The 11,902-nt window shown below is 53.5% G+C and carries 13 protein-coding genes; all 13 read right to left on the reverse strand.

All coding sequences use genetic code 11. The annotated features are described in order from the left end of the window. Window positions 1-287: 287 nt before the first annotated feature. The 13 genes from lysS to hslO all read right to left on the reverse strand — a co-directional run bounded on the left by lysS (window position 288) and on the right by hslO (window position 11,868). Entirely contained in the window at window positions 288-1,784 is a 1,497-nt protein-coding gene (gene lysS, locus ET33_RS29095; protein WP_036690392.1) for a lysine--tRNA ligase, read from the reverse strand. An 86-nt stretch (window positions 1,785-1,870) separates the two neighbouring features. Continuing rightward, a complete protein-coding gene (gene greA / locus ET33_RS29100) occupies window positions 1,871-2,347 on the reverse strand; it encodes a transcription elongation factor GreA (protein WP_010501503.1) in 477 nt (158 codons plus the stop codon). A gap of 200 nt (window positions 2,348-2,547) precedes the next feature. Beyond that, window positions 2,548-3,540: a tRNA dihydrouridine synthase DusB gene (gene dusB, locus ET33_RS29105; protein ID WP_036690394.1), complete on the reverse strand. Its 993-nt coding sequence runs from the start codon at window positions 3,538-3,540 to the stop codon at window positions 2,548-2,550. Between the two features lie 29 nt (window positions 3,541-3,569). After that, window positions 3,570-3,785, reverse strand: coding sequence for a helix-turn-helix domain-containing protein (locus ET33_RS29110; RefSeq protein ID WP_036690397.1), 216 nt, complete (start codon window positions 3,783-3,785; stop codon window positions 3,570-3,572). Continuing rightward, a complete protein-coding gene (gene folK / locus ET33_RS29115; protein ID WP_200879244.1) occupies window positions 3,767-4,291 on the reverse strand; it encodes a 2-amino-4-hydroxy-6-hydroxymethyldihydropteridine diphosphokinase in 525 nt (174 codons plus the stop codon). The genes ET33_RS29110 and folK overlap by 19 nt, the downstream gene beginning before the upstream one ends. Beyond that, window positions 4,291-4,659 (reverse strand): dihydroneopterin aldolase, encoded by a 369-nt coding sequence (gene folB / locus ET33_RS29120; RefSeq protein WP_036690512.1) that lies wholly within the window; start codon window positions 4,657-4,659, stop codon window positions 4,291-4,293. Before folB ends, folK begins: the two co-directional genes overlap by 1 nt. Window positions 4,660-4,707: 48 nt before the next feature. Further along, window positions 4,708-5,538 (reverse strand): dihydropteroate synthase, encoded by an 831-nt coding sequence (gene folP, locus ET33_RS29125; RefSeq protein ID WP_036690400.1) that lies wholly within the window; start codon window positions 5,536-5,538, stop codon window positions 4,708-4,710. A 31-nt stretch (window positions 5,539-5,569) separates the two neighbouring features. After that, entirely contained in the window at window positions 5,570-6,442 is an 873-nt protein-coding gene (gene pabC / locus ET33_RS29130; protein ID WP_036690403.1) for an aminodeoxychorismate lyase, read from the reverse strand. Next, on the reverse strand, window positions 6,439-7,020 hold the full coding sequence (gene pabA / locus ET33_RS29135) for an aminodeoxychorismate/anthranilate synthase component II (protein ID WP_036690406.1): 582 nt from the start codon (window positions 7,018-7,020) through the stop codon (window positions 6,439-6,441). Before pabA ends, pabC begins: the two co-directional genes overlap by 4 nt. Further along, window positions 7,017-8,582 carry an anthranilate synthase component I family protein gene (locus tag ET33_RS29140; protein ID WP_036690409.1) on the reverse strand — a complete coding sequence of 522 codons (1,566 nt, stop codon included), beginning with the start codon at window positions 8,580-8,582 and terminating at the stop codon, window positions 7,017-7,019. Before ET33_RS29140 ends, pabA begins: the two co-directional genes overlap by 4 nt. Before the next feature lie 363 nt (window positions 8,583-8,945). Further along, the gene (gene cysK, locus ET33_RS29145; RefSeq protein WP_036690411.1) at window positions 8,946-9,884 is read right to left on the reverse strand and encodes a cysteine synthase A; all 939 of its coding nucleotides are present in this window, start codon (window positions 9,882-9,884) and stop codon (window positions 8,946-8,948) included. A 110-nt stretch (window positions 9,885-9,994) separates the two neighbouring features. Beyond that, window positions 9,995-10,933 carry a peptidyl-prolyl cis-trans isomerase gene (locus ET33_RS29150; protein WP_036690414.1) on the reverse strand — a complete coding sequence of 313 codons (939 nt, stop codon included), beginning with the start codon at window positions 10,931-10,933 and terminating at the stop codon, window positions 9,995-9,997. 62 nt (window positions 10,934-10,995) lie between these two features. After that, the gene (gene hslO / locus ET33_RS29155) at window positions 10,996-11,868 is read right to left on the reverse strand and encodes an Hsp33 family molecular chaperone HslO (RefSeq protein ID WP_036690416.1); all 873 of its coding nucleotides are present in this window, start codon (window positions 11,866-11,868) and stop codon (window positions 10,996-10,998) included. Window positions 11,869-11,902 lie beyond the last annotated feature (34 nt).

Here is an 11,902-nt window from a genome sequence, read left to right on the forward strand (position 1 = left end):
TCAGTTTTCAAAGGGCAATTTCATTCGTCATCTTTCGACTTCGTTTTACAACCCGTCGAAAGCGACCTCTTTAATATATCACATCTGCCTAGCTGATTGCAAGCATTATTTTTAATTTCTTTTTTCATGCTCGGCTCTTTCGAGCTCAGCCGCAGAAGCGACAATGACTAATATACCAAACGTCCCTGCACTTTGCAACTGTTATTTTCTCCCTTTTGAATTAACTCTAAAGCAAACAAAAAAACATGCTTCCCCAGAAGGGCGAAGCATGTTTTGCTTATTCGAAATTATTCGCCTTGGCGCTCACGCATCAATGGGAAAAGCAGCACGTCACGAATCGACGGAGCATTCGTAAGCAGCATCACCAGACGGTCGACCCCAATCCCGAGACCTCCGGTCGGCGGCATACCGTATTCGAGAGCGCGTACGAAGTCTTCGTCCATTTCATGCGCTTCGTCGTTCCCCTGTTCCCGCTCCACCAGCTGCGATTCAAACCGTTCCCGCTGATCGATCGGATCGTTCAGCTCGGTAAACGCGTTAGCATGCTCGCGAGCCACGATAAATAGCTCGAAACGGTCCGTGAACCGGGGGTCCTGCTCGTTCTTTTTCGCCAGCGGGGAAATCGCCACCGGATGCCCCGTGATAAATGTAGGCTGAATAAGCGTCTCCTCGACGAACGTCTCAAAGAACTGGTTTACGATATGACCGAAGGTCATCATCGGCTCAGCCGGTACATTGTGTTCTTTGGCCAAGCGATGCGCTTCCTCGTCCGTCATCTGAACGCTGAAATCAACGCCTGTCACTTCTTTAATCGCATCGACCATCGAGACGCGACGCCATGACGGAGCAAGATCGATTTCTTGATCTTGATACGTAATTTTGGTCGTCCCCAGCACTTCCTGAGCAATATGCGCGATCATCTCTTCCGTCAGCTTCATGATGTCTTTATAGTCGGCATACGCTTCGTACAGCTCGATCATCGTAAATTCCGGGTTATGGCGCGTCGAAATACCTTCGTTACGGTAGACCCGGCCGATTTCGTACACTTTCTCCATCCCGCCGACAATCAAACGCTTCAAATGCAGCTCGATCGCAATTCGCATATACAGCTGCATGTCCAGCGCATTATGATGCGTAATGAAAGGACGAGCGGCCGCACCGCCTGCAATGGCATGCAGGGTTGGCGTCTCGACTTCCAAATAGCCACGGGAATCCAGATAGCGGCGCATCGACTGAATGATTTTGGAACGCAAAATGAAGGTCTGCTGCACGTCTTGGTTCATGATCAAGTCCACGTAACGTTGACGATATCGCAGCTCGACGTCTTTGAGACCGTGATATTTCTCCGGCAAAGGCAGCAGCGATTTGGACAGCACTTCCACCGAATTCGCTTTAACGGAAAGCTCGCCCGTTTTCGTCTTGAAGACGGTGCCGCGAACGCCGATCAAATCGCCGATATCGAGCAGTTCGTACGCCTTGTACTTGGCTTCTTCCAACGCATCGGCGCGCACGTAAATTTGAATCTTGCCCGTGATGTCCTGAATATGCGCAAAGCCCGCTTTGCCCATTTCCCGCTTCTGCATAATCCGCCCGGCAATGCTTACTTCGGCGGAAAGCGCTTCAAGCTCTTCCTTGGATTTGTCTTCGTAGGCTTTGAAAATATCGCCGGCATGGTGCGTTCTTTCGAACTTTTGCCCGAACGGATCGACCCCAAGGCCACGCAATTCATCTAATTTGTTGCGCCGAATTTGCAGCAATTCATTCAATTCCAATTCCACAGTCATGTTTCCAGCTCCTTGGTTCGTAAGTAAAGCTTCCCGGCCCTATAGTCAAAAAAGCTTCCTGAGGAAGCTCCTTTTGTTGTCGCCGTTTACTTCTTGATATCGATAATTTCGTACTGAATAACGCCTGCCGGTACGCTGACGTCGACGATTGCCCCTTTGCGCTTGCCGAGAATGGCTTTGCCGACCGGGCTCTCGTTGGAAATTTTGTTTTGGAACGGGTCGGATTCCGCCGTACCCACGATGGAGTATTCGACGATATCCCCGAACTCGAGGTCCTTCAAGATAACGATGGAACCGACGTTCACCGCATCCGTATCGACTTCGTCGTTGTTGATAATCCGCGCGTTGCGCAGCATTTTCTCCAAAGTGATAACACGACCCTCAACGAACGCTTGTTCGTTCTTGGCATCTTCGTATTCCGAGTTCTCGCTGATATCGCCGTAGCCGATCGCCACTTTAATCCGCTCGGCCACCTCGCGGCGCTTCACCGACTTTAAATGCTCCAGCTCTTCCTCGAGCTTTTTCAAACCTTCCTGCGTGAGAATGACTTCTTTTTCCGCCATTACTACCTATCTCCCGTCGTGTGAAAGATTTTCATATTTCGAGCCCAATCGAGTATGAATTCACTGATAATTACTATATGAACGCGACGCTGCTTGATGCCACCAACCGTCGGCCGCAAATGACTATTGACTGATTATATTGCAACCCCATTCAAATGTCAATTGAAGCCAAACGGCCCGGTTTCGCCCATCGAACCGGACTAGTGGACGGTTGCCTCACGCTGATCGAGCGATTCGATAAAGTCGGTGAGAAGCTGAACCATGGCGTCGCGTTTCGTCTGCTCCATAATGGCGTCTTTGATCCGCGCCGCGCCGTGCAGCCCCTTCAAGTACCAGGCCAGATGCTTGCGCATTTCCTTGACCGCTACCGCTTCGCCTTTCAGAGCCGTCAACCGGTCCAAATGCAGCACCGCAATGCGGATTTTCTCTTGCGGGCTCGGATCCGGAGGAAGCTCCCCTTTGGTCAAATATTGGATGGTCCGGTACAGCATCCACGGATTGCCCAGTGCCGCGCGTCCGATCATGACGCCGTCGACACCGGTCTGGTCGAGCATCCGCTTCGCATCCTCGGGGGTAAAAACATCCCCGTTGCCGATCACCGGAATCGAAACAGCTTCCTTGACCTCTTTAATGATGTCCCAGTTCGCATGTCCGGTATACATCTGTACTCTCGTGCGCCCATGAACGGATACGGCTGCGCCGCCGCCGTTCTCTACGGCTTTCGCGTTCCGCACCGCGTAAATATGATCGTCGTCCCAGCCGATCCGCATTTTCACGGTTAGCGGTTTGCTGACGGACCGGCTGACGGTCGAGACCATCTGCTCGATTTTGTCGGGGTCCAGCAGCCAACGCGCCCCCGCGTCGCATTTTGTAATTTTGGGCACAGGACAGCCCATGTTGATATCGATGATGTCCGCATTCGTATGCTGGTCCACATATTTGGCCGCTTCGACGAGCGTTTCGGTGTCGCCGCCGAAAATTTGCAGACTGAGCGGCTTCTCCCGCTCGTCGACGTACAGCATCTCCAGCGTGCGATGATTTCCGTGCAGGATGGCCTTATCGCTGACCATCTCGGCACAGACGAGGCCGCAGCCGAACTCTTTCGCGATCAAGCGAAAAGCCGGATTGCAGACGCCTGCCATCGGGGCCAGGACCACTTTGTTTGGGGCAGTGACATTGCCTATCGTTAACATCGTATCTCTCCTTTCTGAGAAGGGTGGCTTTATTTACCGCTTGCTTGGAAATAAAGCTCTTCCGGCTCAATCCCAAGCGTTTCGCATATTTTACGGACGATTTTCGGGTCTGCCTTGCGCGTTCCCCGCTCAATGGAGCCGAGGACGGCAATGGATACGTCCAATCGTTCCGCCAGTTCGTTTTGGGTAAATCCTTTTAGTTTGCGAAAAGCGCGGATGCGCTGGGCTATTGCATTTTTTTCCAAAGTGTAACGCCTTCCTTTCCTTCCGCACGCTCCAAAAACGCCCGTAAAGGCGCGGCCTGCGGCTGGTGATGAAGCTCCAATACCTCGATAAGAGGGATCAGAACGAATGCCCGCTCATGCATGCGCGGGTGTGGCAGTGTCAATTCGGGCAGCTGACGTCTGACGTCGCCGTACATCAGCATATCAAGGTCAATGGTACGAGGGCCCCAGCGAATATCGCGGACGCGGCCAAGCTGCCGTTCCGTTTCCATCAACTGCTCCAGCAGTTGTTCCGGGGAGAGCGTCGTCGTCACCTCGATTGCCATATTCAAAAAGGGGCCTTGATCTGTATTGCCAACCGGATCGGTTTCATACAAGGACGATTGGCCGGTAACGCGAATCAGCAGGTGCTCCTGAAGCAAACGAACGGCTTCCGTCAGGAAGCGCTCCCTGTCTCCGATATTGGAGCCAAGTCCGATGTAAGCCCGTTCGCAAGCTTCAGCCGGCTGCATATCTCCATCGTTCATCAGCGGGCTTCCCGCTTCCTATGAATTTCGATCGTGAAACCGTCAAAATGAACGGCTACCGGCGGGTGCGGCTTGACGACGCGAACGGTCAATTCATTTATACTAGTATAAGTTCGCAATACCTCGGATGCAATATGCTCGGCCAGCGCCTCGATCAGCTTGAACGTTTTCTGCTCGACGATCGCTTTTATCAAATCATGTACCTCGGCATAATTGACGGTGTCTTCCACCCGGTCGGAGCGGCCCGCCCGGTCCAGCGGAAGGTACAGCTCGACATCTACGTAATAGCGCTGCCCCAGCTTGTTTTCCTCCGGAAAAACGCCGTGGTTTCCGTAAAAGGCCATCCCTTTCAGCATCATTTTATCCAACTTCATCTTCCTCCTTCAAGTTGCGGTCGCGTCATACAAGCAGCCGCTTCATCGGTGCCGCGTTATGGCGTCGGTCATATCGGCAACACGCCGCATGGCTTTCACATCATGCACTCTGACGATTCGGCAGCCTTGGGCAATGCCGAGCGCAACGGTAGCCGCGGTTCCTTCCACCACGTCGTCCGTCGGCAAGTTCAACGCACGGCGGATCATGCTTTTGCGCGATGTGCCGAGCAGCACAGGGTAGCCTAAGGAGACGATCCGGTCCAGATAGTTCATCAGCTGCAAATTATGTTCGTATGTTTTGGCAAATCCGATGCCCGGGTCCAAAATAAGCTGCTCGTCACGAATCCCCGCTTGATGCGCCCGACGAACCGTTTCCCGCAGATCCTCGATCACGTCTTGGATAAAGTTAGCATACACCGCTTCGGTGCGATTATGCATCAGAACGATCGGACAGCCGTATTCCACAGCTACGCGGGCCATGTCCGGCTCCTTCTGCAATCCCCATATATCATTGAGCAGGCTCGCGCCCACGGCCATCGCTTGTCTTGCCGTTTCGGCCTTATACGTGTCGATGGAAATCGGCGTATCGATGCCTGCCTGCCGCAACGCGCGAATGACAGGGATGACCCGTTCCAGCTCTTCTTCCAGCGAGACGGCGGGAGCGCCGGGACGTGTCGATTCGCCGCCCACGTCAATGATTTCGGCTCCCTGCGCAATCATCTCCAGCGCCCGGGCTACAGCAGCGATCGGATCAATATACCGTCCCCCGTCCGAGAAGGAGTCTGGGGTCGCATTGAGAATCCCCATAACGATCGTCCTCGACCCGCTCAACAACTGCTTGAGCTTGTTAGAATCCGCCACGCTAGCGTTCATGATTTTTCCTCCTTAGCTTGAGCTATTGTACCTAACCAGAACAAGGGTTCCTATACCGGGACAGCAATTTTGCCGTGACAGGACCTGCCGTACCGTCGCCGACGGTGTGCGCAATTCCTTCCCGGTCGAACAGGTTTGTCACCGGAATGATTTCTTGAATGGAATTGGTCAAAAATACTTCGTCCGCTCCAGTAAGATCTTCCCACCTGTAAAGGCCCTCCGATACGGATATTCCCGTCTCTCGCCCCACCGTCATCACATAGCGTCTCGTGATGCCGGGCAGAAGCCCCGTTTCCGCCGAAGGCGTATGCAGCGCTCCGCCGCGCACAAAAAACAAATTGCTGACGATTCCTTCCGACAAGAAGCCTTGGGCATCCAGCAGGAGACCTTCCGCCTGAGCCGCCCAAGGATAGCGCCGGAGTTCTTGTTTCGCCAAAATATTGTTCATATAATGCAGCGATTTGTGTCGAATCGTACCTTCCGGCGAATTTCGACGGGATTCGAGGAGCTGCAGCGGTTTCCCGTTCATATAAACCGACGAATCGATCGGCGGCAGCGATTTTACATAAAGAATTTCCGAAGGGTGCTTGTACGATTCGGCTGGAAGACCGAGAATGTCCGTGCCCGCCGTAACCGTGAAACGGAAGTAGGCGTCCGCCAATTCGTTCACTTCAAGCAGTCTGCGAATCCGGGCCTGCAAGCCGTCCGGATCGGGAACGTAGCGGATGTCCAGCTCCCGGCAGCCTGCGGCCAGCCGCTCCAAATGCCATTCCAGCAAAAAGGGACGCCCGCCATAAGTGCGGAACGTCTCGAATAAGCCCATACCGTAAAGAAAACCGTGGTCGTATACGGAGACCACGGCCTTTTGTTCCTCTATGACGTTTCCGTTTAAATCGATTTTCACGCTTGGCCCACAGCCGTTTCGTTCAAGAAATTGCGCAGCATTTGATGTCCATGATCGGTAATAATCGACTCGGGATGGAATTGAACGCCTTCAATCGGGTATTCTTTATGGCGCAGACCCATAATTTCGCCCTCGGCCGTTTCGGCTGTGATCACGAAGCAATCAGGCAGCGTTTCTCTTTTTACGATTAACGAATGATACCTCGTTGCCGTAAACGGAGACGGCATATCCTTAAAGATCCCTTGACCGTCATGGAATATTTCCGAGGTCTTCCCGTGCATCAGCCGTTCTGCGCGAATGACTTCGCCGCCAAATGCCTGACCGATCGATTGATGGCCGAGACAGACGCCGAGAATGGGAATTCGGCCTTTGAAGCGTTCGATCAGCGCCAGGCTAATTCCCGCTTCGTTGGGCGTGCAAGGCCCCGGAGAGATCAGAATATGGTCCGGCTTTAACGCTTCGATCCCCTCCAGATCGATCTCGTCATTGCGGCGCACCTCGATCTTTTCGCCCAATTCCCCCAAATACTGCACCAAATTGTACGTAAACGAATCGTAGTTGTCGATGACCAAAATCATGATTTTCTACCTCCCGCGGGACATGGATTTTTTCGTTCGCTATATTGGATTGCTTTCCACATGGCTTTTGCTTTGTTAATCGATTCTGTGTATTCCTTCTCCGGAATCGAGTCGATGACAATCCCCGCCCCGGCTTGCACGTATCCTCTGCCGCCTGTTGCGATGAGCGTGCGTATGATTATATTAAATTCCATATCGCCATTATAGTCAATCCAACCGATAGACCCGGTATATGGTCCTCTTCTTACCGGCTCCAGTTCCTCGATAATCTCCATGGTGCGGATTTTTGGAGCGCCGGTTATCGTGCCGCCCGGGAATGTCGCGGCAATGACGTCAAAGGCATCGCGCCCCTCGGCCAGCTTTCCTTCAACTTCCGACACGATATGCATCACATGGGAATAGTACTCAATGACCATAAAGTCTTTGACCTTTACAGTCCCGTATGTCGAAATTCGTCCGAGATCGTTACGCTCCAAATCGACAAGCATGATATGCTCGGCCCGTTCTTTCTCGTGATGGATCAGTTCATCCGCCAGCTGCTGGTCTTCTTCCGGGCTCATGCCGCGAGGACGGGTGCCTGCGATCGGACGGGTACGGACGGTTCCTCGTTCAAGCTGGACCAGCAGCTCCGGAGAGCCCGATACAAGCTGAAAATCGCGGAAACGCATCAGTCCCATATAAGGGGAAGGGTTAACCAGCCGCAGCCACTCATAGATCTCTTCAGGCGAGGCCTCAAGCCGTTTGTTCTGGCGCACCGCCAGATTAACCTGAAACACGTCTCCGGCACTGATATACTCGCGAATTTTGCGCACCGCATCCATATAGGCTTCTCTCGGAAAATCGGCAGCTATCCCTTCAATGGCATCAACGTCCACCTGCAGGCGGTCTTCTTCCATAAGCGCCCGCTTCCGGACCGCTTCTTCCTGCAAGAGCGGATTGGCGGCAGCCTCCGTCAATCGATCCCACAAACCTTTCATCCGGGCTGCGGTCTGCTCCGCTTCCTTATACCGGGCTTCAAGCCAACCCGGCTCCTCTGCTTGCTGCGGCGAAAGCTCCGTATGGACTGCACAAAACAGTTGATTGGTTTCATGGTCGATAATCCAAAGCTCGTCCACTCGAACAAAAGCATAATCGGGCACGGCCAAATCGGCTTTTGCCCGGACCGGCAGCCGTTCAATGGTTCGGATCACATCGTAGCCCCAAAATCCGACACATCCGCCTATCCACTTCGGGGCCCCCTCTACAACCGGCGAGCGGAAAGGGGCAAGCCAACTTTTGACCAGCTCCAGCGGCACTCCATGCCGCTTCTCTTCGCGGCCATCCTGCTGCGTGACCGTCGCCTCGTAGCCTGTTCCCTGAATAGCCGAAGCGGGCCGAATGCCAAAAAAACTGTAGCGGCCGCCCTTGCCGCTCTCCAACACGAAGGAACCGGGAGCCGCTTCCTCCCAAATAAGCGCCCAGGAAAGCGGGCGGCTTTGCTCTAACGAAAACCGGATAACATATGGAAGCACGGTATAGTCCTGAGCCCACTGCTGCCATTGATGATAGGATGTCAGGAGCATGTTCCGTCCTCCTTTTGCGTTCGTCGTTTAATGTTGGGATTAGTATACTTGAAATTGCGGACGAATAAAAGGGCGGCGAAATAGGGGAAGGGAGTCGGAGATGAATCGGGAGAGCCCGGGCCCCTTGCGCAGTCTGCGGAAAAATCGCGTTTCGCTTTAGCTCAGACACCTTTTGCTCCATCTCCCTAGAATTTTATGGAAGTAGAAGGGGATGGAGCAAAAAAACTCGCCGCGAAACGCGATTTCTCCTCCGACTAACCCACGAACAACAACAACTCCCTTCCCAATTTCATGGGAAAGGTAGAAAAATAAAAGCCCACTCAACCTTTGCAGGATGAGCAGGCTTAGATTCCTTTAAAAGGCTTAGTCCTCGAATTGATATAGCGGCGTGGACAAGTATCGCTCGCCATTGCTTGGAACGACAGCGATGACGCGCTTGCCGGGGCCAAGTTCCTTGGCGATCTTCAGTGCGGCAAAGATGGCCGCTCCGGACGAAATGCCACCCAGGATGCCTTCTTCTTTCGCTACGCGACGGGACGTTTCGAACGCTTCCTCGTTCTCTACCGCAATGATCCCGTCATAAATGCCGGTGTCTAGGATATCCGGCACAAAGCCGGCTCCGATCCCTTGAATGCGGTGTGGACCCGGTTTGCCCCCGGACAATACCGGAGAAGCCGAAGGCTCGATAGCGTAAAGTTTAATGTTAGGGAAGTGTTCCTTGAGCACCGAACCGGCGCCTGTAATCGTTCCGCCCGTTCCGACCCCGGCAATGAATGCGTCCAGCTTGCCGTCATGCCCGTTGATCGCTTCAACGATTTCCGGACCGGTCGTTTCGCGGTGAATTTTGACGTTCGCTTGGTTCTTGAACTGCTGAGGCATGAAGTAACCCGGATTTTCGGCCAAGATTTCTTCCGCACGCTTGATGGCGCCCTTCATCCCTTCCGCACCCGGCGTCAGCTCCAGCTGCGCACCGTAAGCGCGAAGCAGATTGCGGCGTTCCATGGACATCGTCTCCGGCATGACCAAAATCGCCTTATAGCCTTTGGCCGCGGCGACCATCGCCAGACCGATCCCCGTATTTCCGCTCGTCGGCTCGACGATCGTATCGCCCGGTTTGATACGGCCTTCTTGCTCGGCCACTTCAATCATGCTGATGGCAATCCGGTCTTTTACGCTGGCGCCCGGGTTTTGGAATTCCAGCTTCACGTAGATCTCCGCACTGCCCTCCGGTACGACACGGTTTAATTTGACCAATGGCGTGTCCCCGATCAATTGCGTAACGCTTTGCACTAATCTGGCCATTCCGTTCTCCTCCTCAAGTTCACGTCAAAATATCCGAGTAATTTAGTGGGTATTATATTGTAATCTTATCAACCCCTACGGTGGTTGTCAATACAATTCCCTGCCGTTTCCTAGAAATTTACCCGGATCGATACTTTCCACTTATCTCGGAGCGTACGCAGCATCTCCTTCATTGGAGGAGCTTCCCGAAGGGCGAGATCTTTGCGGACCCGCTCCCGAACCACTGCAGGCTCTTCCGTGGAAGTTTCTTTACGCTCTCTCAGTTTAACGATTATATATTTGCCGTCGACTTCCACGGGTTTACCAACTTCCCCTTGCTTTAGCTGCTTGGCAGTCTTCATGATCGGGGCGGAAACGAACGGATCGCTCTCTTCCAGCCAGCCCAAGTCTCCCCCGCTGTCGCGCGTCGCATCATCAAGGGAACGCTCCTTGGCTACTTGGGCAAAATCGGCGCCTTTGGACAAGTCGTTCAATGCTCGCTGGGCCTGCTCCTTGCTGGCCGTCACGATCTGCTGAAGGCGGAGCTCTACGCGTGTCCGGAATTCGTCCGGATGCGCCGCAATATACGCCTGCACTTCTTCATCGGTAATCCGGATGTTGCGAATGGCAACTTTATCGGCCAACAGCTTGTGGTAAACGTCCTCTTTGAGCGTATCGGGAGTTAAACCCAGCTGATTTTTCATCGTTTCTAAAAATGCTTGCTCGCTTTCGTACCCCTGCTTCATCCGCTTCATTTCCTGCTGCACTTCGCTGTCGCCGATTTCGACGCCTAAGGCCTTCGCCTCCAAGCGTACCACTTCCCGGTCGATCATTCGGTCCAAGAGCTCGCGTCCGTGCGCGGCCAGCAGTTGCGTTTCCAATTCGGCTAACGTAATCTTTTTCTCTCCGATCGTGGCCAAAATTTGCGCCTCTCCGTCCTGCTTCTGGGGGTCCGGATGTTTATCGGTAGGGGATGGGTATAAGGAGTGGGCCATTAATACGGAGGATAGGATGATTACCGCGACCAGCAACACAGCGATCACGCCCCATAATACTTTAATGTTTCGCATACCCTATCTCCTCGTATAATCACTCTCTATATCGACTGGCGGCTCTTCGCCATCCTGTCGTTTTATATGGACTTGAGAATCGCTTCAAGGTCTTCCCCGCTGAAACGATAGGCTTCGTTGCAAAAGTGGCACACGATTTCCGCTTTGCCGTCTTCTTCCACAATTTGCTGTAATTCGTCCCGCCCTAGACTTATTAAAGTCTGCTCGACGCGCTCGCGCGAGCATTTGCACTGAAAACGTATGTCGTCGCGTCTCTCCAGCACTTCAGCCCCGGGAAGCAGCGTAGCGAGGATGTCCTCCAGACGGTCTCCGCGGTCAAGCAAGGACGTAATCGACGGAAGAGCCGCCAGCTCCTTTTCAATCTGTGAAATCTCGTCATCCGTTAATCCCGGCAGCAATTGAATGATGAATCCGCCGGCAGTTTTCACGGTATAATCCACGTCGACCAGCACGCCCAAAGCGACAGCCGAAGGCGTTTGTTCGGATTTGGCAAAATAGTACGTAAAATCTTCGCCGAGCTCGCCGGAAACGATCGGGATGCTGCCGCGGTAAGGTTCTTTGAGCCCGAGGTCCTTAATGACATACAAAAAACCGTCGGTACCGACAGCACCGGCCACGTCCAGTTTTCCGATCTGATTCAAAGGCAAATCGACAGCCGGATTGTCCACATACCCGCGTACTTCTCCGTGAGCATTGGAATCTGCGACGATCTGGCCGATCGGCCCGCCGCCCTTGACTTGAACGGTCAGCTTTTCTTCGCCTTTAAGCATGATGCCCATCATCAGCGCAGCTGTTGCCGTACGTCCCAAAGCAGCGGTCGCGGTAGGCGTGGTTTGATGACGGCGGCGCAGTTCTTCAACAATGCCGGTGGTGCGGACAGCAAAGGCGCGTACTTTTCCTTCATAGGCCGTGGCCCTGATTAAATAATCTTGCATGACAAAGCTCCTTCTGTTCTAATGACGCTACAGG

The sequence above is a fragment of the Paenibacillus tyrphae genome, from assembly GCF_000722545.1.
In the GTDB taxonomy this organism is placed as follows: Bacteria; Bacillota; Bacilli; order Paenibacillales; family NBRC-103111; genus Paenibacillus_G; species Paenibacillus_G tyrfis.